The sequence below is a fragment of the Sporosarcina jiandibaonis genome (assembly GCF_013184495.1).
In the GTDB taxonomy this organism is placed as follows: Bacteria; Bacillota; Bacilli; order Bacillales_A; family Planococcaceae; genus Sporosarcina; species Sporosarcina jiandibaonis.
Window position 1 is genome coordinate 1 of record NZ_JAAOIY010000002.1, and the last position, 22595, is coordinate 22595.

Consider the following 22595-nt stretch of genomic DNA (forward strand, 5'->3'; position numbering starts at 1 on the left):
ACTCACCCATCCGCCGCTAACATTTAAAGAAGCAAGCTTCAATAAATGTTCGCTCGACTTGCATGTATTAGGCATGCCGCCAGCGTTCGTCCTGAGCCAGGATCAAACTCTCCATAATAGAGAAACTTGAATAGCTCGAGTTTCATTTTGCTGACTTTGAATCCGAAGATTCGTTTTTGTTTCGAATTAACGAAACGTTATATCTTGACGTTTTGCTGTTCAGTTTTCAAGGTTCATTATAGTAAGTAAGAACTTCACTTACATATTCATTTCTGCATTGCCGTCTCGTAACAGCAACTTTTATATCATACCAAATTGCGTTTCACATGTCAACAACAAATTTGAAAATAATTTATCGTTTTCTTTCAACGAACTCGCAACGTTTATAACTATACCATCTAATTATTTTAATTACAATAGCAAAATAATAGATAGTTAATTGAAATAACTCACGCCGATTTCCACAACACAATTTCGTGATGAGTTAGTTGTATCTGTAAAAGAAAAACGCCAACGAGACACGTTGGCGTTAATTTTTAAAACTTACTCTTCTTCATCGTTTCCATCTACTGCTTCTATAGAAGAGTCAGATTCATCTAATGGAGAATCGTCTTCTTCGGTAATTTGAGATTCGACTATTGTCTCATCATCTTCATCAGTACTATTTTCTTCGTCTTCATCTTTTTCGACTTTTGCAACCGTTGCAACAAGTTCATCTTCACCAAGACGAATTAAACGAACCCCTTGAGTACTTCTTCCGATTACGGAAATATCGCTAATGTCCATTCGAATTAAGATGCCATGAATTGTAATGAGCATTAAATCTTCTGAGCCATCAACTGCTTTCATTGCAACGAGTGATCCATTTCGTTCGGTAACATTGAGTGTTTTCAGTCCATAACCGCCACGTGATTGAATGCGATATTCTTCTTGTGGCGTTCGTTTTCCAAAACCTTTTTCTGTTACGACCAAGATTTCTTTTCCTTCATCCACAACATCCATGCCAACTGCAATGTCGCCCTTGCGTAAACGGATGCCGCGAACGCCGCCTGCTACACGACCCATGGATCGAATATCAGTTTCGTTGAATTTAATAAGCATGCCATCTTTTGTTCCGATGACAATTTCTTCTTCACCGCTTGTCATTTTAACCCCAATTAGTTCATCGTCTCCGCGTAATGTGAGTGCGATAAGTCCATTGGATCTAATATTTGCGAATGCTGAAACAGGTGTCCTTTTAGCTATCCCGTTTTGCGTAACAAAAAAGAAGTACTTATTTTCTTCGAATTCGGCTACTGGGATCATTGCTGTTACTTTTTCTTCTTTATCTACACCGAGCAAATTAATGATTGGAAGACCTTTCGCCGTACGGTTAAATTCTGGAACTTCATAACCTTTTGTTCGGAAAACGCGCCCCTTGCTCGTAAAGAATAGAATTGTGTCATGTGTTGACGTATTTAACAGATGTTCAACGAAATCATCATCATTTGTTCCCATTCCTTGAATTCCTCGGCCGCCCCGACGTTGACTTCGGTACGTGCTCGCTGGTAAACGTTTAATATAACCATTATGGGTAAGTGTTAGTACAGAGTTCTCGACTGGGATAAGATCCTCATCCTCAATCATTTCTGCACCGCCGAGTGTAATTTCAGTTCGACGATCATCGCCGTAACGTTCTTTCAACTCAAGTAATTCTTCACGAATAATGTCTAATAACTTCTCTTCATCTGCAAGAATCGCGCGAAGCTCAGCAATTAAAAGTTGAAGTGAATTATATTCTTCTTCAATTTTGTCACGTTCTAAACCTGTCAAACGTTGAAGACGCATGTCGAGTATTGCTTGTGCCTGTCGCTCAGATAAATTAAATTTATCGATTAAACCGGTCTTGGCTTCCTCGGTAGTCTTGGATCCGCGAATGAGTGCAATGATTGCATCTATATTATCGAGAGCAATACGCAAACCTTCCAAAATATGTGCGCGATCCTCCGCGCGTTTCAAATCATATTGCGTACGTCTGCGAATAACGACTTTTTGATGTTCTAAATAATGATATAGAATTTCTTTCAGTGCAAGAAGTTTCGGCTGACCGTCGACTAGTGCCAACATATTGACACCGAAGCTTGATTGCAATGCGGTTTGTTTATATAAATTATTTAATAATACATTGGCATTCGCATCGCGACGAACCTCGATAACAATCCGCATTCCTGTACGGTCTGATTCGTCTCTTAAATCTGTAATGCCTTCTATTTTTTTATCTCGAACTAATTCGGCAATTTTCTCTATTAATCGCGCTTTGTTTACTTGAAATGGTAATTCATTAACAAGTATGGTTTCTCTGCCATTTGCCTTTTGTTCAATTTCAACTTTCCCTCGGATAATAACTGATCCGCGACCAGTTTCATAGGCTCGTCTAATTCCGCTGCGGCCTAAAATAATTCCGCCTGTCGGAAAATCTGGACCGGGCATAATCTCCATTAATTCTTCAGTAGTGATTTCCGGGTTTTCCGATAGCGCCAATACAGCGTCTATTGTTTCTCCAAGATGATGCGGAGGGATATTTGTCGCCATTCCTACAGCAATCCCGGAGGATCCATTGACGAGTAAATTTGGATAACGGCTTGGTAAAACAATTGGTTCTCTTTCTTGGCCATCATAGTTATCTTGATAATCAATTGTATCTTTGTTGATATCACGTAAAAGTTCCATCGCAATTTTAGACATTCTAGATTCTGTGTAACGCATTGCTGCTGCAGAGTCACCATCGACAGAACCAAAGTTTCCATGTCCGTCAACAAGCATATAACGATAGTTAAAATCTTGTGCCATACGTACCATCGTATCGTAAACGGCACTATCACCATGCGGGTGATATTTACCGATTACGTCACCGACAATACGAGCAGACTTTTTATGCGGTTTATCCGCAGTGTTCCCTAAATCCTGCATTGCGTATAAAATACGGCGGTGAACCGGCTTTAGTCCATCTCTTACGTCCGGAAGCGCACGGGAAACGATAACGCTCATTGCATAATCGAGGAATGAAGTTTTCATTTCCGTACTAATGTTAATCCCTTGGACACCACGATTCGGCATATCTGCCATGTTGGTAAACTCCTTTCAGTACCTTCTGTTATTACGTGTCAATATTTTGTACATATTGTGCGTTTGCTTCAATGAATTTACGACGCGGTTCGACGTCATCCCCCATTAACTGTTGGAATGTCTCATCAGCCGTAATCGTATCTTCTAGTTCTACTTGCAATAATGTTCTTTGTTCTGGATCCATTGTTGTATCCCATAATTGTTCCGCATCCATTTCACCTAACCCTTTATAACGGGTAATGACAGGTTTTGGAGCTTGCGGTAATCCGTTCAAAATTTCGTTTAACTGTTCTTCTGTATAACAATATTGTTCGGATCTACCTTGTTTCACTCTGTAAAGTGGCGGTTGAGCAATGTAAATATATCCAGCTTCTACAAGCGGACGCATGAATCTAAAGAAAAAGGTTAATAAGAGTGTTCGAATATGAGCGCCATCGACGTCAGCATCAGTCATAATGACGACTTTATGATAACGTGCTTTTTCAAGCGCGAATTCTTCACCGATTCCCGTTCCTAGCGCGGTAATCATCATACGAATTTCAGCATTCCCCAAAATTCGATCTAATCTTGCTTTTTCCACGTTTAGAATTTTTCCGCGTAGCGGCAGAATTGCTTGGAAATGTCGATCACGGCCATTTTTAGCAGAACCGCCTGCGGAGTCACCTTCAACAATATACAATTCACTTATTGCCGGGTCACGGGAAGAACAGTCGGATAGTTTACCAGGCAAACTCGAAACTTCCAAAGCCGATTTTCTTCGTGTGAATTCACGTGCATTCTTTGCAGCCAATCGTGCTTGTGCCGCGATTAAACTTTTATCAATAATTTTATGAGCTGTTGATGGGTTTTCGAGCAAAAACCTTTGCAACCCTTCAGAAAATAGTGAGTTAGTAATCGTACTGACTTCAGAGTTACCCAATTTAGTTTTAGTTTGCCCTTCAAATTGGGGATCTGGGTGTTTTATCGAAATGATTGCCGTCAAACCTTCACGGACGTCATCACCGGATAAGTTTTGGTCCGATTCTTTAAGTGCTCCGTTTTTACGTGCGTAGTCATTGACAACACGCGTTAACGCTGTCTTAAAACCTGACTCATGCGTCCCGCCTTCATACGTATTAATATTATTCGCGAAGGAATGGATATTTTCTGAAAAACCGCTATTGTATTGCATGGCGATTTCAACAGCTATATCGTCTCGTTCACCTTCAATAAAAATAGGTTCTTCATGAATCGGTTCCTTATTTTTATTTAGATGCTCTACGTATGATTTGATTCCGCCCTCGTAATAGTAAGAGTCGGTTCTTCCACTGTCATCTCGTTCATCGAAAATGGAGACGCGAAGACCGCGGTTTAAATATGCTAGTTCGCGTAAACGATTTGCAAGAATATCATAATCGAATGTTGTCGATTCTTTGAATATCTCAGGATCTGCTTTAAATCGGACACTTGTACCTGTCTCTTCAGATGTTCCGACTTCCGTCAATTCAACTACGGGAATTCCTTTTTCGAATTTAATATAATATTTTTTTCCATTTAGACGAACGTATACTTCAGTAGTTTCCGATAATGCGTTTACTACGGCAGCACCAACTCCGTGCAGTCCGCCTGAAACTTTATAACCGCCGCCGCCAAATTTACCGCCGGCGTGAAGAACAGTCATAATCACTTCAACGGCAGGTCTTCCTGTGGATTCTTGAATCCCGACCGGAATTCCCCGGCCATTATCATCGACGCGAATCCAATCATCTTTTTCCATTGTCACTTCAATGTGATCACAATAACCAGCGAGCGCTTCGTCGATACTATTATCAACTATTTCCCAAACAAGGTGATGAAGTCCTCTCGAACTCGTTGTCCCAATATACATGCCGGGACGTTTTCGGACGGCCTCTAGTCCTTCTAGTACTTGAATTTGGGTTTCATCATAGGCCTGTATATTCTTTTCTTCCATTGCCAAGCTTGTTCACCTTTCCTTTCTGAACGTATACCACCTAGCATGGTACGTGCGTGCATAGGCACAAAAAAACATATTCTCACTCTTTTTTTACTACTGCACCTGCGTTCACTTCAAAAATATTAGCTTGACGAATCGTTTCATGATCAATTCCAGCTATATTCGTAGTTGTAACAAAGGTTTGAACTTCTCCCTGAATCGTGTTCAGTAAATGTGATTGTCGAAAATCATCTAATTCTGATAATACATCGTCTAAAAGCAATACGGGTGATTCTCCCACTTCTTGTTTCACAAGTTCAATTTCGGCGAGTTTCAAAGACAAAGCTGTCGTTCGCTGTTGACCTTGCGAGCCGAATGTTTGGATGTCGTACCCATTTACGAAAAAATGCAGGTCATCGCGATGCGGGCCGATTAATGTCAAACCTCTATCCAACTCGCGCGGCCGCATTTCAAGTAGTCTTTGTTCGAACACGGATTCCATTTCTTCCTGAGTCTGCCCCGATTCAATGCCTTTTAATGTTCCATACGTTACTTTTAGTGTTTCCATTCCGCGGGAAATACCTTTATGAATAGGTTCTGCCCATTTTTGAAGAAGTTCCATGAAATAAAATCTTTTACGAATAATTTGTACAGCCACTTGAATATATTGCTCAGTATATACATCAAACATGACATCATTAAAATTAGATTTACCGCGATTATCCCTTAATATCGCGTTACGTTGTTTTAATATTTTTTGAAAAGTCAAGAGATCATGAAGATAAACCGGAGAAATTTGACCAATTTCCATGTCGAGGAATCGTCTTCTGACAGACGGGCTTCCTTTCACGAGATTTAAATCCTCAGGGGCAAACATCACAACATTTAATTGCCCGATATAAAGACTTAAACGATTTTGTTCAAGATGGTTGACTCGCGCTCTTTTTCCTCTTTTAGAAATTACAAGTTCTAGAGGAAGGCGTCCATATTTGCGCTGGATGCTACCTTCTATTTTACCATATTCTTCGTCCCAGCGTATCAAATCACGATCATTTGATGTCCTGTGCGATTTTGCCATTGAAAGAACGTAGATTGCTTCCATGATATTTGTCTTTCCTTGCGCGTTTTCGCCAATTAATACGTTGATTTGCGGGGAAAAGGATAAATCAAGGGTTTTATAGTTTCGGTAATTAGTTAATGCAAGTTGCTCAATGAACATCCGATGAGCCATTTGTCTTTTCAATAATTTTAAATGTACCGATCTCAGGTAGTTTTATAATATCATCATGACGCAGTTTTTTTCCGCGACGTTGTTCCTCTTCGCCGTTTACATAGACGGTATGTTCATCAAGATACCATTTTGCCATACCGCCAGAACTAATCGCATTCGTCATCTTGAGTAGCTGACCAAGCGTTATGAATTCCGCATTTATTATTAAATCATTCAATTGGCGCACAACCTTTCATAATTTAGTGGTTCTTTCTATTTTACAAGAAGTTCGGCAATAAGTAAAAAAGGATAGTCAATTAGCGACTATCCTTTTTTATTAATATGTTCTGACCGGAAGTATCAGTTGAAGAATTGAGTCGTCATTCACTGATTTTAGTATAAATGGTCGCATTGCGCCGGTGAATTGAATTTCAACATCTTGTCCATCGATTGCACGTAAAGCATCCATCATGTACTTCGCACTGAATGAAATTTTCAATTCATCGCCTGTAACGTTAATGGCTTCTACCATTTCTTCTACATTTCCTACTTCTGGTGAATTTGATGAGATCTCGATGAATTTTCCTTCATCGGTTGAAAAACGAACAATGTTATTACGTTCTTCACGTGCTAATAATGATGCACGATCAATTGCTTGAAGTAAAGAACGACCGTTTACTGTTACCGATGTTTTATTTTCAGTTGGTATTAATCTTGATGTATCAGGATAATTTCCCTCGAGTAATCGGGAATAAAATAAAACATTAGCCGTCTTAAAGAGAATTTGTTGTTCAGTAATCAGAATTTCGATTGAATCATTATTGTCGGGCAATATTTTATTTAATTCTTGTAGACTTTTACCCGGAATAACAATGCTTAAAGGATCTGCCGGCATTTCTTCCGGGGAAGTAAGTCTTCTTGCAAGCCGGTGACTGTCCGTTGCTACGCAAGAAAGTTTGCCGTTTTCAGCTACCCATTGAACTCCAGTTAAAATTGGGCGTGTTTCTTGTTGAGACACGGCGAATACTGTTTCACGAATAATCGATTTCATCAGATCAGCTGGAAGCGAAAAACTATGTTCGTCTCTTACATCTGGAAGAACAGGATAATCGTCAGGATTCGAACCGATTAATTTAAATTCAGATTTACCTGAACGAATTAATGCTTGGAAACCATCTTTTACTTCGATTTTCACTTCATTTGTAGGTAGTTTGCGAACAATCTCACTAAATACTCTTGCTTGTAATACGATATTGCCACTTTCATTCACTTTAATGAGTTGTTCTCCGTCACGTTCTGCTGGAATGAATGTGCAGATTGTAATGTCAGAATCGCTTCCTGTCATTGTCATGCCGCTTTCATTCACTTCGATTTTTATTCCGGTCAAAATAGGAATCGCAACTTTTTGACTGATTGCTTTCATTACATCGCTTAATCCATCGAGAAGTTCATCTCTCTTGATTTCAAATTTCATGTCATACCCCTCGCCTATATATTTATATTAGTTATTTAAAATAGTAGTAATAGTAATAGGGCCTGTGGATACGTGGATAAGTACGATTTCATTACTGGTATCACGTTGTCCACATGTTCATAACTAGTTTATAAGTGTGCAGTAGTTATTCTAGGTTACTAACAGTCTAACCTCGCCCTAATAGTTTCTTTATATCTTGAATATCTTGTTGCAGCAATTTATCTTCTTTCAACATTGATCGAATTTTGTCATGTGCATGGATAACCGTTGAGTGATCTCGTCCGCCAAATTCAGAACCAATTTTAGGCAAAGAAAAATCAGTAAGCTCTCTTGATAAATACATGGCAATTTGACGCGGAAACGCTATTGCACGCGTACGTTTCTTCGCAGAAAAGTCTTCTAATCGAATATTAAAATGCCCACCGACTGTTTTTTGAATATCCAAGATTGAAACAGTGCGCGGAGTATCATTTGGAATGATATCTTTTAATGCATCTGCGGCTAAATCCATTGTGATATCACTATTGACTAATGAAGAATAAGCGACAACTCGTATAAGAGCACCTTCTAATTCTCGTATATTCGTATCAATTTGATTGGCGATATACATCATGACTTCGTTAGGAATATCAAGGAGTCCATCCGCTTTTGCTTTTTTACGTAAAATTGCAATTCTCGTTTCCAAATCTGGCGGCGTTATATCCGTGATGAGTCCCCATTCAAAGCGGGATCTGAGGCGATCTTCTAATGTTGGAATTTCTTTGGGCGGGCGATCACTGGATATGACGATTTGTTTGGATTCTTCATGGAGCGTATTAAACGTATGGAAAAATTCTTCTTGAGTTTGTTCTTTTCCAGCAAGGAATTGAATATCGTCAATTAATAGGACATCTACGCTTCGGTACTTATTTCGGAATTCGACGGCTTTATTGTCACGTATCGAATTGATAAATTCATTGGTGAACTTTTCAGATGTTAAATAAACTACTTTTGCATCTGGTTTTTGATCAATTACATAATGCCCGATCGCATGCATCAAGTGTGTTTTTCCTAAACCGACGCCTCCGTATATAAAAAGAGGGTTATAAGCCTTTGCAGGAGCCTCCGCGACAGCTAATGATGCGGCATGAGCGAAACGATTGCCCGAGCCGATGACGAACGTGTCAAACGTATATTTTGGATTAAGCATGCCAGCTGTAGAATTCGAATTTACCGTTTCAACCGTTTTTTCGATTGGTTTTGGTAACATAAAATCATTTTCCTGCATGTCTTTAGGCACGATAAATTGAATTAACCGATCTTCACCAGTTAATTCGGATAAAATACCGGTTATTAAATGGACATAATGATTTTCAAGCCAATCTTTAGAGAACGTGTTTGGAGCGGCGATTGTAACAATCTCTTCTTCATAAGAGATTAATTTCGTCGATTTGAGCCACGTTTCAAAACTAGGCCTTGAAATTCGTTCTTCTATTTGTGATAACACTTTAGTCCATAATTCTTCTAAGTGTTTCAACTAGTTACCTCCTTTACTATGTATTTTACATATGCAAAATATGTATTATACACATAATTCACTTGTGTGGATAACAATTATGCAAAAGTGGGGAAAAAATTATCCACAACGTATCAACAATTGTGGATAACAAATTTGTTTTTTATATTGTGCACAATTAAATCTTACTCATTGTAACAGGCAATGCTGATTATTACAAGGAGTCAAAGGGCTTATCAACAATTCGATTCATTGTTGATAAAACCGTTATCCACAGGCATTTACATGTGAAAATCTTGTCGATAACTGTCGACAGAGAAAAATTTGTTTAAAATTGTATGCACAAAGATATTTCTAGTTTTGATTATGAAATGTGGATAACTCTTTTTAAGCGCGGAAATGTTTAAGAGAGAGTTATAAAATAAATGATTGACATTTTCTTTGAATTTCTCTATACTTATTAGGACTGTCACGCGGTTTCAATGACAATCAAGCAGGAGGTGTCTTAATATGACAAAACGTACATTCCAACCAAATACAAGAAAACGTAGTAAAGTTCACGGCTTCCGTGCAAGAATGAGCACGAAAAGCGGGCGCAGAATTATCGCAGCTCGTCGGCTCAAAGGAAGAAAAAAACTTTCAGCATAAGGCCACTGACATCCAGTGGTCTTTTTTTTTGTAGAACTGTTTCGAAAAGGTTGATCTGGAACATGATGTTATGAAGATAGAACAACCTTTCCTGAATTTATATACATAATACTAGTAATGGAGCAGGTGTATTTTTAATGAATAAACGCCAGCGGATTAAAAAAGATAAAGAATTTCAATTGGTTTTTAAAAAAGGAAAATCATTTGCGAATCGACAATTTGTCGTTTATTGTTATCGAAAAGAGGGACAAGCGGAGTTTCGCATCGGACTCTCGGTTAGCAAAAAAATCGGGAATGCAGTGACAAGAAACCGCATAAAACGCTATATTAGACAATCCTTTTTAGAAATGAAAGATGAAGTCCAAAATGATATGGATTATATTATTATTGCAAGACATCAAGCTGCGACAAAAGATTTTCATGAAACTAAGAAGAGTTTACAGCATGTTTTACGCGTTGCACGCGTTATAAAAAAAAATCACAAGTAGAAACGTACATATGAAAATGATAAACTGTGATAAAGAAGATACGATTTGGGGGAGCCGATTTGAACAAAAGAATAGGACTAGTCCTTATGCTGACAATGCTGTCGTTATTTTTGGCAGGTTGTACTGAATTTAGTGAACCGATCTACGAAAGTAGCGAAGGATTTTGGAATAAATACATTGTTTGGCCGTTAGTTTCATTAATTACGCTTTTTAAAGACTTGTTAGGGACTTACGGTTATGGAATTGTTGCAGTAACGATTCTTATTCGACTTGTTTTATTGCCATTAATGATAAAACAAACACAGAGCTCGAAAAAGATGCAAGAAGTGCAACCTGAACTAAACGCTTTAAAAGAAAAATATAAATCAAAAGATGCGGTCACTCAAGAAAAATACCGTACAGAAATGCAGCGAATCATGACAGAACGAAAAATCAATCCAGCAGCGGGTTGTTTACCGGTACTCGTTCAAATGCCAATCCTTATTGGTTTTTATCATGCAATAAGCAGAATGAATAATACGCCGGAAATCGAGCTTGGATCGATTCTTGGGTTCCAACTTGCTACACCAAGTATCATACTTGCAGTTATTGCGGGAATCATGCAATTCATCGTTCTTCGTACTGGACCTGCAATGGGCAATCCGCAAATGAAAATGATGATGTATATTATGCCGATATTTATTGTTGTTATCGGTACAATACTACCCGCGGCACTATCGCTTTATTGGGTAATCGGTAACATTATTTCAGTCATTCAAAACTATTTCATATACAAACCATTCAAGAAAGAAGAAGTGGTACCTGCAAAAGTAGGAGGGAAAAGAAAATGACAATGATGACGCAAAGGGGAGCCACTGTTGAAGCGGCGATCGAAGCGGCATTACAAACACTCGATGTCTCCCGCGAGAAAGTAAAAGTTGAAGTACTTGATCAAGGTAGAAAAGGTTTTTTTGGTATTGGATCAAAAGAAGCAGAAGTGAAAATTACTGTCATTGAAAAAAAGAGTCCTATTGAAACAAATGTAAAAGAAGAGCTTGAAATAGAAGATAATGATTATAAAGACTCCTCAGTAGATGCAATTGATGAGAATCTTGTAGAAGATAGCTATTTAGAAGATGATGAAGATGCGATTCGTGAAACAGAACAGTATTTGATGAGCGTTGCGAAAGCGATGGGCGTCAATGATCTTGCTGTTTCTTATCAAATGGACGGGAAATATGTAAATTTCCAGTTAGAAAGTAAAAAAGCAGCGTTATTAATAGGGAAACGCGGTCAAACTTTAAATGCATTGCAACAATTAGGTCAGCTAGTTGCAAATAAATACTCTGGACAATTTAAAGTTGTACGTATCGATGTTGGCGATTACCGCAGTCGGCGCGAACAATCTTTGGAGCAATTAGCGGATAGAATGGCGGACCGGGCAGTTCGTACAGGACGAAAAGTGCAACTTGAACCGATGCCGTCATATGAAAGAAAAGTCATTCATCATTCGCTTTCGAGTCGATTGGATATCGAAACTTATTCGGAAGGCTCCGATCCATATCGTTATCTCGTCATCGAACCGATCAGGTAAAAATAGTATCCTGCAAAGAGTTATCGCACTCTTTGCAGGATTTTTTTATGTTTTAGAATCTAAATTATCCACAAAAATTATTACGAAGTACTATGACGTTGGACGTATTTATGTTAATATACTATGTTAGGAAGTCATGTCCGGAAATACGTTATCCACATGTGAGTAACTAATGAGGAAGGTGAGAACTATGCATTTTGATACGATAGCTGCAATTTCAACTCCGATGGGAGAAGGGGCAATTGCGATTGTCAGATTAAGCGGGGATGAAGCAATTCAAATCGCGAATCGCGTTTTCCAATCCCCGGGCGGAAAAAAGTTAATAGATGAACAATCCCATACAATCCATTATGGACACTTGGTAAATCCAGTATCAGGCGAAACTGTAGAAGAAGTAATGGTATCTTTGATGAAAGCTCCAAAAACTTTTACGCGAGAAGACGTCGTTGAAATAAATTGTCATGGTGGAATTGTTGCGGTAAATCGTGTGCTGGAGCTCATTTTAACGGAAGGTGCGCGTCTAGCGGAGCCTGGCGAGTTTACTAAGCGCGCTTTTCTTAACGGACGCATTGACCTGTCGCAATCAGAGGCGGTAATGGATTTAATCCGTGCAAAAACAGATCGCGCCATGAATGTTGCATTGGGTCAAATGGAAGGAAAACTTTCTAAACTGATAGGCAAATTACGAAATGCCTTAATAGAAACGCTTGCACAGGTTGAAGTGACGATAGATTATCCCGAGTATGATGACGTTGAAGAGATGACAATTCCTCTCATGATCGATAAATGCACATGGGTCAAAGAAGAAATTGATAAATTACTTCAAACTTCTTCTCAAGGGAAAATTTTAAGGGAAGGCTTATCTACGGTCATTATCGGAAGGCCGAACGTAGGGAAATCTTCGCTTTTAAATAGTTTAGTACAAGAAAATAAAGCCATTGTAACCGACATAGCGGGTACAACGCGTGATATAATTGAGGAATACGTCAATGTGCGCGGGGTTCCTCTTCGTCTTGTCGACACGGCGGGTATTCGCGAAACGGAAGATATTGTCGAACGGATTGGCGTGGAGCGATCAAGGCAAGTCTTAAAAGAAGCGGATTTAATTCTGCTTGTGCTAAATAGCGCTGAAGAATTGTCAATCGAAGATGAACGACTCTTTGAAGCAGTATCTGGCATGGATACGATCGTTGTGATCAATAAAACCGATCTACCTCAAAAAATTGATATGAAAAAGGTAGAGAGCCTTGCTGCCGAAGGAACAATCGTGACCACATCGCTTCTTCAAGACGAAGGAATCGATGAACTCGAAGAAGCGATTGCAAAACTCTTTTTTGAAGGAAATCTCGAATCAGAAGATTTAACATATGTTTCAAATGCTCGGCATATCGCATTGCTTCATAAAGCGCGTAAAACAATCGAATATGCGATTGAAGCAGCCGAATTAGGAGTTCCAGTCGACATGATACAAATCGATGTAACGCGTACGTGGGAAATCCTTGGAGAAATTGTCGGGGATACCGTGCAAGAAGGTTTAATAAATGAATTATTTTCTCGTTTTTGTCTTGGAAAATAAAAAAGGACAGGTATTGAATATTGAATACCGTCCGCATAGAAGGAAGGATAAAGAACATGCCAAACAAATTTGAAGCCGGCACGTTCGATTGTATAGTCATCGGAGCCGGTCATGCTGGTGTTGAAGCAGCATTAGCCTCGGCTCGTATGGGCGCTTCAACGCTTGTATTAACGTTAAATATAGATATGGTTGCTTTTATGCCATGTAATCCCTCTATTGGAGGACCTGCCAAAGGAATTGTTGTGCGTGAAATTGATGCACTTGGCGGTGCAATGGGGAAAGTCATCGACAAAACGCACATTCAAATGAGAATGTTAAACACCGGAAAAGGCCCGGCAGTTCGTGCGCTTCGTGCACAACTTGATAAAGTGCTGTATCAACAAGAAATGAAACGGATACTTGAAGAAGAGGAAAACTTAATTTTACGTCAAGCTTCCGTCGATGAGTTAATTATTGAAGATGATGAGGTAAAAGGTGTAATTACACAGGTCGGCGCAGTATATCGCGCTAAAACTGTAATCATCACGACAGGTACTTTTTTACGCGGGGAAATTGTTATTGGGGACATCAGATATTCAAGCGGTCCGAATAATCAAATGCCCTCCATTAAACTTGCGGATAATCTCCGTGAATTAGGGTTTGATATGGTTCGCTTTAAAACAGGAACGCCGCCTCGTGTTAATAGTCGAACGATAGATTATAGTAAAACTGAAATTCAACCGGGGGATGAAGAACCGCGTGCATTCAGTTTTGAAACGACAGAGTATATCTTGGATCAACTACCTTGTTGGCTCACTTATACATCACCACTGACACATGAAATTATTAATGAAAACCTGCATCTATCGCCTATGTATTCTGGAGAAAAAATTGGTCCAGGACCACGTTATTGCCCGTCAATAGAAGATAAAATCGTCCGATTCAATGATAAATCCCGTCATCAAATTTTCTTAGAACCAGAAGGTCGGAATACAGAAGAAGTTTATGTTCAAGGATTATCGACAAGTTTGCCTGAACATATTCAAAAAAGACTCATTGAAAGTGTTCCAGGACTTGAAAAAGCTGAAATGATGCGTGCTGGTTATGCGATAGAATACGATTCAATCGTACCTACACAACTAAAACCAACACTTGAAACGAAGAAAATCCGAAATCTGTATACAGCTGGGCAACTAAATGGTACATCCGGCTATGAAGAAGCTGCAGGTCAGGGAATAATGGCTGGTATTAACGCAGCTGCACGTGCACTCGGAAAAGAAGAACTTATTCTCGGCCGTTCTGATGGGTATATAGGTGTGCTCATTGACGATTTAGTCACGAAAGGCACGAATGAACCTTATCGACTTCTCACATCACGTGCAGAATATCGTTTGTTACTTCGTCACGACAATGCGGATCTTCGGCTTACTGAAATCGGTTATAAGCTTGGACTTGTTAGTGATGAACGCTATGCAAAATATACGTTAAAACAAAACCAAATTAATGAAGAAGTTGCTAGACTTCGCAAGGTCACTGTAAAACCTGCCGAACATGTTCATAAAATTATGCAAGAAACAACTAGTTCCGAATTAAAAGAACCAATGAAAGCTGCTAATCTCCTGAAACGTCCTGAAATCAGTTATGATCAGATTTCGAGAATCGTTCCACCTGAGGAAAAATTATCGAATGAAGTGGCTGAACAAGTTGAGATTTTCATTAAATATGAAGGTTATATTGAAAAATCGATGCAACAGGTTGAAAGAATGAACAAAATGGAAGATAAAAAAATCCCTGAAAATATCGATTACGATGCAATTTCTGGTATTGCATCGGAAGCGAAGAATATGTTGAACAAAGTAAGACCACTTTCAATAGCTCAAGCATCGCGCATGCCAGGCGTAAACCCAGCGGATATTTCGATTTTACTTGTTTATATCGAACAAGGCAGAATTGCAAAAATATCTAGTTAAGGAATGCGTGGAGTTGCTGGTGCGGAGACAATAGTTATCCGTGCCAGCTTTTTGTACATAGGGAGGAATGCATGTGAATAAAGAACAATTTCTAGCTGCTTTACAAGAACATGGAATAGAATTATCCGAAAAGCAGCAACAGCAATTTGATACCTATTTCAATCAACTCGTTGAATGGAATGAAAAAATGAACTTAACGGCGATTACTGATGAACCTTCTGTTTATTTAAAACACTTTTATGATTCCATAACAGCTGCTTTTTATGTTAATCTTGATAAAAAACTTACGCTGTGTGACGTTGGCGCTGGTGCAGGATTTCCGAGTATTCCCATTAAAATCTGTTTTCCTGAACTAGAAGTGACAATCGTGGATTCATTAAATAAACGGATTGGTTTTTTAGAACATTTAGCAAAGGAACTTAAGCTTGAAAATGTTAATTTTGTCCATGCAAGAGCAGAAGACTTCGGACAAAATAAAAAATACCGTGAACAATTCGATATTGTTACAGCTAGAGCGGTGGCAAGATTATCCGTTCTATCGGAATTATGTGTTCCACTCGTGAAAAAAGGCGGCCAATTCATTGCCATGAAGGGCGCGGCGGCTAAAGACGAATTAGTGGATGCTGAAAAACCTCTTGCTGTTCTTGGTGCGAAAATTCAAGACAAGCATTCATTTTTACTACCGATAGAAGAAAGTGAACGTAACATTTTCATTTTCAATAAGATGAAAAATACTCCAGGTAGATATCCTCGAAAACCTGGTATTCCAAATAAAACACCAATTCAATAAAATGTTTCACGTGGAACATTTTTTGATAGAAGGTTTATTTATATTTTTGTCGAATTAGTTATAATAGTACGGGGAAGTTTGAAAAGGTGGTGCAATGAATGAAAAGTCCTTTTTCACGTTTTTTTGGCGGGGAAAAAGAAGTTGATTTGGAAACGAGTGGGGAACGTCAAGAACAAGTTCAGAAAATTGCAATTGACGCGATAAGACCAAACAAGTATCAGCCTAGATCAATATTTTCTGAAGAGAAAATTGAGGAACTTGCAAGAACAATTCATACACACGGCGTAATTCAACCTATTGTTATTCGTTCCGCTGGTGATGGAAAGTTTGAAATTATTGCGGGTGAAAGAAGATATCGGGCAATGAGACTTCTTGAATGGACAGAAGTGCCAGCTATTGTTCGGGACTTAGATGATCGAGAAACTGCCTCCATTGCTTTAATAGAAAACCTGCAACGGGAAGAATTGACACCGATCGAAGAAGCCTTCGCCTATGAACAATTATTAGAGTTACACTCATTAACGCAAGAAGCATTAGCGCAAAGGTTAGGAAAAGGGCAATCTACAATTGCAAACAAGTTACGATTACTTAAGTTGCCGGATGAAATTAAAACGGCGATTATGAGGAAAGAATTATCTGAACGACATGCCCGCGCTTTAATGCCATTAAAAGATCCTGAACTTCAAATTGCGCTACATGAGGAAGCAATTGCGAACCAGTTAAATGTGAAGCAACTGGAAGAAAGGGTTTATAAAGTTTTAAATCCAGAGAAAGATTCTAAGAAAAAAGCTACGAAAAGGAAATCGGTTAGTCGAGATGTTCGAATTGCTCTGAATACTATTAAACAATCTCTTAGTCTGGTTTCTAAAAGTGGTATTGACTTAGAGACAGAGGAAGAAGATTCAGAGGATTTCTACACGATTACAGTAAAGATACCAAAGAAAAAGTAAAATACTCTTGCTCAGTCATGGCAGGAGTATTTTTATGACTTATAATATTATCTCTATGAATCTACTAATAAAGTTTTTAATAAAATAGAAAAATGAAGTAGATAAAATTTACAGGTAGGAAAGCAGGTGCAAGCGTGGGGAGAATTATAGCGATTGCCAACCAAAAGGGCGGCGTCGGAAAAACGACAACATCTGTAAATCTAAGTGCTTGCCTTGCCCATATAGGCAAAAAAGTCTTAGTAATTGATACAGATCCCCAAGGGAACGCTACAAGCGGGGTAGGGATCAATAAAGGAGACGTCCAAAACTGTATTTATGATGTTTTGATTGATGATGTTGATATAAAAGACGTTATTTTACAAACTAAAGTAGAAAATTTAGATATCATACCAGCTACAATTTCGTTGGCAGGAGCCGAGATAGAACTTGTTTCAACAATTTCAAGAGAAGTCCGAATGAAACATGCCATTCATGAAGCTAAAGAAATGTATGATTATATTATTATAGATTGTCCGCCTTCATTAGGTTTATTGACAATCAACGCATTGACGGCATCTGACGCAATATTAATACCAGTGCAATGTGAATACTATGCTTTAGAAGGATTAAGCCAATTATTAAGTACGATTCGTCTTGTCCAAAAACATTTGAATGAAGACTTAACAATCGATGGAGTTCTATTGACCATGTTTGATGCAAGAACAAACTTAGGTATTCAAGTAATCGAAGAAGTTAAAAAGTATTTTCAAGATAAAGTGTACAGAACAATTATTCCAAGAAACGTAAGACTGAGCGAAGCGCCGAGTCATGGAGAACCAATCATTGTTTATGATTCAAGATCACGTGGTGCAGAAGTGTATTTAGAGCTTGCAAAGGAAGTGGTGCACAATGGCTAGAGGTCTTGGGAAAGGGATTAATGCTTTATTTCCAGGCGAATCATTATCGAAAGCAGAAAAAGCAGAAAAAGCAGAAAAAGTCGAAAAAGTACATGTGAAAAGTATTAAGCCGAATCCATACCAACCACGGAAAGTGTTTGATGAGGTTGCAATTAAAGAATTAAGTGATTCAATCAAAGAACATGGAATTCTTCAGCCTATCATTGTAAGGAAAACTGGAATGACATATGAAATTGTAGTTGGCGAGAGAAGATTTCGAGCAGCAAAACTCGCAGGATTAGAAGAAATACCAGCAGTTGTCCGTGAATTGACCGATGAAGAGACTATGGAGCTGGCGATTCTTGAAAACCTTCAAAGGGAAGATCTCACTCCGATAGAAGAAGCAGAAGCGTATCATAATCTCATGGAAAATTTGAAACTCACGCAAGAACAACTCGCATTTAGACTCGGGAAAAGTAGATCACATATCGCTAATCACGTTCGACTACTATCTCTTCCGAAAAAAATTAGAGATACAATCACCGAAGGTAAGTTGTCGATGGGACATGGACGAACATTACTAGGTCTGAGAACTAATGAGCAAATGAAGGCAATTGCGGACCGAGTAATTAAAGAGGGTTTAAACGTACGCCAATTGGAAAGACTCGTACAAAAAATAAACGAAAATGTTCCACGTGAAACAAAAAGGAAAGAAACAGAAGATTTATTTTTAATGGAACGTGAATCGACACTAAGAGATTACTTTGGCACGAATGTAGTCATTAAGAAGAATAAAAACAAAGGTAAAATTGAAATCGAGTTTTTCTCAGAAGATGACTTAGAACGAATACTAGAATTACTTAATGAGTAATGGAGTACCTATTTTGCGAAATTGCAAAATAGGTATATTTTTAATTTATATAATGGAAGTGATAAGTTGATTTTATTCGGATCCATAATAAATGCGTTATTAATAGTGTTAGGAGCAATCTTCGGTAGATTTTTACATAACATACCTGAACGTATGAAAGAGACTGTGATGTACGGAATTGGTTTAGCGGTTTCAGTTATCGGGATTCAAATGACATTTGAAAGCACTCAGGTACTCATTGTTATCGTAAGTATAGTAGTAGGCGCTGTCATTGGTGAATGGATAGATCTTGATGAGTTAGTAAATAAGTTAGGCCATTGGATTGAGAGTAAGATGCCTGCGAAAAAAGAAGGTCCCGGAGTCGCTCAGGGGTTTGTAACGGCTACGCTCATATTTGTTATTGGATCCATGGCGATTATCGGCGCTATTGATAGCGGTTTAAGAAATGATCATGATGTACTTGTGATGAAAGGCATTATCGATGGTTTCACTTCAATTATATTAAGTTCCACGCTTGGAATCGGTGTTGCTATAGCAGCGGTACCGGTATTTTTATATCAAGGCATTATCACGATATTTTCAACGCAAATCAGCAAGTATATACCTGATGAGCTATTGAACTTTTTTATATCGGAGATGACAGCTACGGGCGGACTTATGATTTTAGCGATAGGATTAAACTTAATCGGAATTACTAAAATCAGAGTTGCTAATTTAATTCCGGGCATTTTAGTCGTGGCAGTTGTTGTTTCAATCGTTTATGTTCTATAATTTAGAACGATTATTGGCAAGCTGTAAAGCGCGAGCAATTGTCCGGCTCATTTCAAAAGGAAGATGAAGGCGCGTACTTTGCAGAACCGCGTATTCCATAAAGCCGCCGATGTTAACTATTCCTTTAATCGAAACATTACCCACTGCGGGCAAGTTTTTTCCGACAGCTAGTCCAGGCAGCATTGAACCATCTTGAACGATAAGTTGTCCGATTGAACTTTCTTTTCCGAGGCAAGCATCAATCGCAACTATGTAAGCGTTCGGAGTTTTAATATAGACATCTTTAATATGTTGTTCCAGATTAAGAGCGTGTAGCGGGCTTTCAAGAGTTCCGATGACAGGGAAGGGGAAAGCTTGGAACTCTGTTAACCTAGACCCTGTGAGAGGCCCTAGAGCATCTCCAGTGGAGCGGTCAGTCCCGATACAGAAAAAAACGAGATCTGGGCTATGAAATGGAATATGTTCGAGAAAAAACGTACTTAATTTCCAAATAGCACCCGAATCTTTATAATGGATACGATAGTCGTATGTTGTTGTAACTGCAGCTCTCATGTGAACTCTCCATTTCAATTTTTAATAAGTATATGCAAACTGAAAGGCGATTATACGAGAGGAGGAGTTATGTGGAGGAATTTGATGAGAAAGCAAAGAAATTCGAGAAGTTTATATTTAACCAAGAAACTTGGGTTGATTTAGGAGTCTTAGCGCTTAAAATTGCAGCTATTGTGGTGGTCGCAATGATTGTCGTTGCAATTGGTAAAATGATAATTCGAAGAATGTTTACGCTGAAAGTTAAAACCCGATTACGACCGTCCGAGCGGCGGGAAAAAACGTTGTTAAAGTTGCTGGAAAACACGCTTGCTTATGTTGTTTATTTCTCGGCAATCCTTGCAATTTTGGCGGAGTTCATGAATATAAGCGGTTTGTTAGCAAGTGCAGGGGTCCTTGGTTTGGCTGTGGGATTTGGCGCTCAAAGCTTGGTGAAAGATATCATTTCAGGATTCTTCATTATTTTTGAAGATCAATTTTCAGTTGGAGATTATGTAGAAATCGGCACGACGATGGGGACTGTTGAAGAAATTGGACTTCGAACGACGAAAATCAGTGCATACGGCGGGGAAATCCATATCCTCCCGAACGGCAGTATCACCCAGGTTATCAATTACTCGATTAATAACTCGCTTGCAATAATCGATGTGCGAATCGGCTATGAAGTGGATATTAACCGAGCGGAATCGTTGTTAGAGGAATTTTTAACTACTTTGCCGATTGGGTATGGCGGCTTAATCGCAAAACCCACATTGATCGGTGTACAAGATCTTGCTGTTTCGGAAATCGTCTTTAGAGTCACTGCCGAGACAGAGCCTGTGATGCAATGGGCGTTCGCTCGCAAATTCAGAAAAGATTTAAAGGTCTTTTTAGATAAACATGGCATCGAAATTCCATATCCTAAAATCATGACTTATCAAGGGAAAGAGGGGATCAGTGAAGATGAACAATAAAGAGTTCGCTTTAAACGATATTGTTGAAATGAAAAAACAACACCCTTGCGGAACGAACGCATGGAAAATTATACGAATGGGTGCGGATATACGCATTAAATGTGAGGGTTGCGGACATAGCATTATGATGCCGCGAAATGAATTTGCGAAGAAGATGAAAAAGGTAATTGAAAAAGCCATCTAAATGAGGAAATGGACATTTATAGTCCCACTCCTTATACTAGAAGAGTTGTATTTAATAAAATATTAAGAATTGATATAGATGAAAGGTAGTTGACTTTAATGTCATTAACAGCAGGAATTGTCGGTCTTCCGAACGTTGGAAAATCTACACTATTTAACGCAATTACAAAAGCGGGAGCAGAAGCTGCCAACTATCCGTTTTGTACGATTGATCCAAACGTCGGTATTGTCGAGGTGCCAGATGAAAGACTTGCAAAACTGACTGAGCTTGTTACACCAAAGAAGACGGTTCCGACAGCTTTCGAATTTACTGATATTGCGGGAATCGTAGAGGGCGCAAGCAAGGGTGAAGGATTGGGGAATAAATTTTTATCCCATATTCGTGAAGTCGATGCGATTTGTCAAGTTGTTCGTTGTTTTGCGGATGAAAACATTACACATGTATCCGGAAAGGTTAATCCGATCAATGACATCGAGGTTATTAACCTTGAACTGATACTTGCTGACATGGAAAGCGTCGATAAAAGACTAGAACGCGTGACTAAGATGGCAAAACAAAAAGATAAAGAAGCCATGTTAGAAGAGCCGGTATTGTTGAAATTGAAAGACGCATTTGAAAATGAACGTCCAGCGCGTTCAGTAGAATTTACAGATGATGAGTTTTCTCTAATTAAAGGCATGCATTTATTAACGATAAAACCGATGCTTTACGTCGCAAACGTTGATGAAGATGAAATAGCCAATACAGAAGAAAATGAATATGTGAAAGCAGTTCGCGAATTTGCAAAAACGGATAACGCAGAAGTGATTGTGGTATGCGCGAAAATAGAAGAAGAGATGGCCGAGCTTGATGATGAGGATAAGGAAATGTTCCTCGAAGAACTCGGTATTCAAGAGTCTGGATTGGATCAGTTAATCAGAGCGACTTATAATCTACTCGGCTACGCAACCTACTTCACGGCGGGTGTTCAAGAAGTTCGTGCATGGACATTCCGTAAAGGGATGAAAGCGCCGCAATGTGCTGCAATTATTCATACAGACTTCGAAAGAGGATTCATCCGCGCAGAAACGGTTGCCTATGATGATCTAGTCGAAGCGGGTTCGATGGCTGCGGCAAAAGAAAATGGGAAAGTCCGACAAGAAGGAAAAGAATACGTCGTCCAGGACGGGGATGTAATCCTCTTCCGTTTCAACGTATAATT

Annotated in this window: 21 protein-coding genes and 1 rRNA gene; 14 read left to right on the forward strand and 8 right to left on the reverse strand. The window is 38.9% G+C overall.

All coding sequences use genetic code 11. The annotated features are described in order from the left end of the window. From G8782_RS07080 to dnaA, 7 genes are all read right to left on the reverse strand, one after another. Positions 1-118, reverse strand: a 16S ribosomal RNA gene (locus tag G8782_RS07080); the annotation flags it as partial. Between the two features lie 425 nt (positions 119-543). Next, positions 544-3105: a DNA gyrase subunit A gene (gene gyrA / locus G8782_RS07085; RefSeq protein WP_172370259.1), complete on the reverse strand. Its 2562-nt coding sequence runs from the start codon at positions 3103-3105 to the stop codon at positions 544-546. 31 nt (positions 3106-3136) lie between these two features. Then, positions 3137-5056, reverse strand: coding sequence for a DNA topoisomerase (ATP-hydrolyzing) subunit B (gyrB, locus tag G8782_RS07090; protein ID WP_216667821.1), 1920 nt, complete (start codon positions 5054-5056; stop codon positions 3137-3139). Between the two features lie 82 nt (positions 5057-5138). Further along, positions 5139-6257, reverse strand: a complete 1119-nt coding sequence (recF, locus tag G8782_RS07095) for a DNA replication/repair protein RecF (protein ID WP_172370261.1) — start codon at positions 6255-6257, stop codon at positions 5139-5141. After that, positions 6247-6486, reverse strand: a complete 240-nt coding sequence (yaaA, locus tag G8782_RS07100; RefSeq protein ID WP_172370262.1) for a S4 domain-containing protein YaaA — start codon at positions 6484-6486, stop codon at positions 6247-6249. Before yaaA ends, recF begins: the two co-directional genes overlap by 11 nt. A 99-nt stretch (positions 6487-6585) precedes the next feature. Further along, positions 6586-7722 (reverse strand): DNA polymerase III subunit beta, encoded by a 1137-nt coding sequence (dnaN, locus tag G8782_RS07105; RefSeq protein WP_172370263.1) that lies wholly within the window; start codon positions 7720-7722, stop codon positions 6586-6588. A 166-nt stretch (positions 7723-7888) separates the two neighbouring features. Then, positions 7889-9238 (reverse strand): chromosomal replication initiator protein DnaA, encoded by a 1350-nt coding sequence (gene dnaA / locus G8782_RS07110; protein WP_172370264.1) that lies wholly within the window; start codon positions 9236-9238, stop codon positions 7889-7891. A gap of 489 nt (positions 9239-9727) precedes the next feature. On the opposite strand from dnaA, the gene rpmH reads away from it, so the two are divergent. The 11 genes from rpmH to G8782_RS07165 all read left to right on the forward strand — a co-directional run bounded on the left by rpmH (position 9728) and on the right by G8782_RS07165 (position 19708). Beyond that, the gene (gene rpmH / locus G8782_RS07115) at positions 9728-9865 is read left to right on the forward strand and encodes a 50S ribosomal protein L34 (protein ID WP_172370265.1); all 138 of its coding nucleotides are present in this window, start codon (positions 9728-9730) and stop codon (positions 9863-9865) included. A gap of 137 nt (positions 9866-10002) precedes the next feature. Continuing rightward, positions 10003-10353 (forward strand): ribonuclease P protein component, encoded by a 351-nt coding sequence (rnpA, locus tag G8782_RS07120; protein WP_172370266.1) that lies wholly within the window; start codon positions 10003-10005, stop codon positions 10351-10353. 59 nt (positions 10354-10412) lie between these two features. Further along, on the forward strand, positions 10413-11183 hold the full coding sequence (gene yidC / locus G8782_RS07125; RefSeq protein ID WP_172370267.1) for a membrane protein insertase YidC: 771 nt from the start codon (positions 10413-10415) through the stop codon (positions 11181-11183). Beyond that, complete coding sequence (gene jag / locus G8782_RS07130; RefSeq protein WP_172370268.1) at positions 11180-11926, forward strand: RNA-binding cell elongation regulator Jag/EloR; 747 nt, start codon at positions 11180-11182, stop codon at positions 11924-11926. The genes yidC and jag overlap by 4 nt, the downstream gene beginning before the upstream one ends. 190 nt (positions 11927-12116) lie before the next feature. Then, complete coding sequence (mnmE, locus tag G8782_RS07135) at positions 12117-13502, forward strand: tRNA uridine-5-carboxymethylaminomethyl(34) synthesis GTPase MnmE (RefSeq protein WP_172370269.1); 1386 nt, start codon at positions 12117-12119, stop codon at positions 13500-13502. Between the two features lie 56 nt (positions 13503-13558). After that, the gene (mnmG, locus tag G8782_RS07140) at positions 13559-15451 is read left to right on the forward strand and encodes a tRNA uridine-5-carboxymethylaminomethyl(34) synthesis enzyme MnmG (protein ID WP_172370270.1); all 1893 of its coding nucleotides are present in this window, start codon (positions 13559-13561) and stop codon (positions 15449-15451) included. A 73-nt stretch (positions 15452-15524) separates the two neighbouring features. After that, positions 15525-16241 carry a 16S rRNA (guanine(527)-N(7))-methyltransferase RsmG gene (gene rsmG / locus G8782_RS07145; protein WP_172370271.1) on the forward strand — a complete coding sequence of 239 codons (717 nt, stop codon included), beginning with the start codon at positions 15525-15527 and terminating at the stop codon, positions 16239-16241. Between the two features lie 98 nt (positions 16242-16339). Continuing rightward, complete coding sequence (noc, locus tag G8782_RS07150; protein WP_172370272.1) at positions 16340-17191, forward strand: nucleoid occlusion protein; 852 nt, start codon at positions 16340-16342, stop codon at positions 17189-17191. 134 nt (positions 17192-17325) lie between these two features. Beyond that, on the forward strand, positions 17326-18087 hold the full coding sequence (locus G8782_RS07155) for an AAA family ATPase (protein WP_172370273.1): 762 nt from the start codon (positions 17326-17328) through the stop codon (positions 18085-18087). Beyond that, on the forward strand, positions 18080-18937 hold the full coding sequence (locus G8782_RS07160; protein ID WP_172370274.1) for a ParB/RepB/Spo0J family partition protein: 858 nt from the start codon (positions 18080-18082) through the stop codon (positions 18935-18937). The genes G8782_RS07155 and G8782_RS07160 overlap by 8 nt, the downstream gene beginning before the upstream one ends. Before the next feature lie 66 nt (positions 18938-19003). Beyond that, positions 19004-19708, forward strand: coding sequence for a DUF554 domain-containing protein (locus tag G8782_RS07165; RefSeq protein ID WP_172370275.1), 705 nt, complete (start codon positions 19004-19006; stop codon positions 19706-19708). Here the strand turns inward: G8782_RS07165 and yyaC are convergent. Continuing rightward, the gene (yyaC, locus tag G8782_RS07170; protein WP_172370276.1) at positions 19703-20260 is read right to left on the reverse strand and encodes a spore protease YyaC; all 558 of its coding nucleotides are present in this window, start codon (positions 20258-20260) and stop codon (positions 19703-19705) included. The two genes, G8782_RS07165 and yyaC, sit on opposite strands and share 6 nt — an antisense overlap. A gap of 71 nt (positions 20261-20331) precedes the next feature. Between yyaC and G8782_RS07175 the strand changes: the two genes are divergently transcribed. The 3 genes from G8782_RS07175 to ychF all read left to right on the forward strand — a co-directional run bounded on the left by G8782_RS07175 (position 20332) and on the right by ychF (position 22593). Beyond that, positions 20332-21210 carry a mechanosensitive ion channel family protein gene (locus G8782_RS07175; RefSeq protein ID WP_343035003.1) on the forward strand — a complete coding sequence of 293 codons (879 nt, stop codon included), beginning with the start codon at positions 20332-20334 and terminating at the stop codon, positions 21208-21210. Continuing rightward, positions 21200-21394 (forward strand): DUF951 domain-containing protein, encoded by a 195-nt coding sequence (locus G8782_RS07180; protein WP_172370278.1) that lies wholly within the window; start codon positions 21200-21202, stop codon positions 21392-21394. Before G8782_RS07175 ends, G8782_RS07180 begins: the two co-directional genes overlap by 11 nt. Before the next feature lie 98 nt (positions 21395-21492). Beyond that, on the forward strand, positions 21493-22593 hold the full coding sequence (ychF, locus tag G8782_RS07185) for a redox-regulated ATPase YchF (RefSeq protein ID WP_172370279.1): 1101 nt from the start codon (positions 21493-21495) through the stop codon (positions 22591-22593). Positions 22594-22595: the final 2 nt, after the last annotated feature.

Excerpts from the sequence above, each read along its gene's own strand:
- G8782_RS07160 (WP_172370274.1), top strand. The coding sequence starts at position 18,080 with ATGGCTAGAGGTCTTGGGAAAGGGATTAATGCTTTATTTCCAGGCGAA.
- mnmE (WP_172370269.1), top strand. The coding sequence starts at position 12,117 with ATGCATTTTGATACGATAGCTGCAATTTCAACTCCGATGGGAGAAGGG.
- jag (WP_172370268.1), top strand. The coding sequence starts at position 11,180 with ATGACAATGATGACGCAAAGGGGAGCCACTGTTGAAGCGGCGATCGAA.
- rpmH (WP_172370265.1), top strand. The coding sequence starts at position 9,728 with ATGACAAAACGTACATTCCAACCAAATACAAGAAAACGTAGTAAAGTT.
- gyrA (WP_172370259.1), bottom strand. The coding sequence starts at position 3,105 with ATGGCAGATATGCCGAATCGTGGTGTCCAAGGGATTAACATTAGTACG.
- mnmG (WP_172370270.1), top strand. The coding sequence starts at position 13,559 with ATGCCAAACAAATTTGAAGCCGGCACGTTCGATTGTATAGTCATCGGA.
- yyaC (WP_172370276.1), bottom strand. The coding sequence starts at position 20,260 with ATGAGAGCTGCAGTTACAACAACATACGACTATCGTATCCATTATAAA.
- ychF (WP_172370279.1), top strand. The coding sequence starts at position 21,493 with ATGTCATTAACAGCAGGAATTGTCGGTCTTCCGAACGTTGGAAAATCT.
- recF (WP_172370261.1), bottom strand. The coding sequence starts at position 6,257 with ATGTTCATTGAGCAACTTGCATTAACTAATTACCGAAACTATAAAACC.
- gyrB (WP_216667821.1), bottom strand. The coding sequence starts at position 5,056 with ATGGAAGAAAAGAATATACAGGCCTATGATGAAACCCAAATTCAAGTA.
- dnaN (WP_172370263.1), bottom strand. The coding sequence starts at position 7,722 with ATGAAATTTGAAATCAAGAGAGATGAACTTCTCGATGGATTAAGCGAT.
- rnpA (WP_172370266.1), top strand. The coding sequence starts at position 10,003 with ATGAATAAACGCCAGCGGATTAAAAAAGATAAAGAATTTCAATTGGTT.
- noc (WP_172370272.1), top strand. The coding sequence starts at position 16,340 with ATGAAAAGTCCTTTTTCACGTTTTTTTGGCGGGGAAAAAGAAGTTGAT.
- G8782_RS07180 (WP_172370278.1), top strand. The coding sequence starts at position 21,200 with ATGAACAATAAAGAGTTCGCTTTAAACGATATTGTTGAAATGAAAAAA.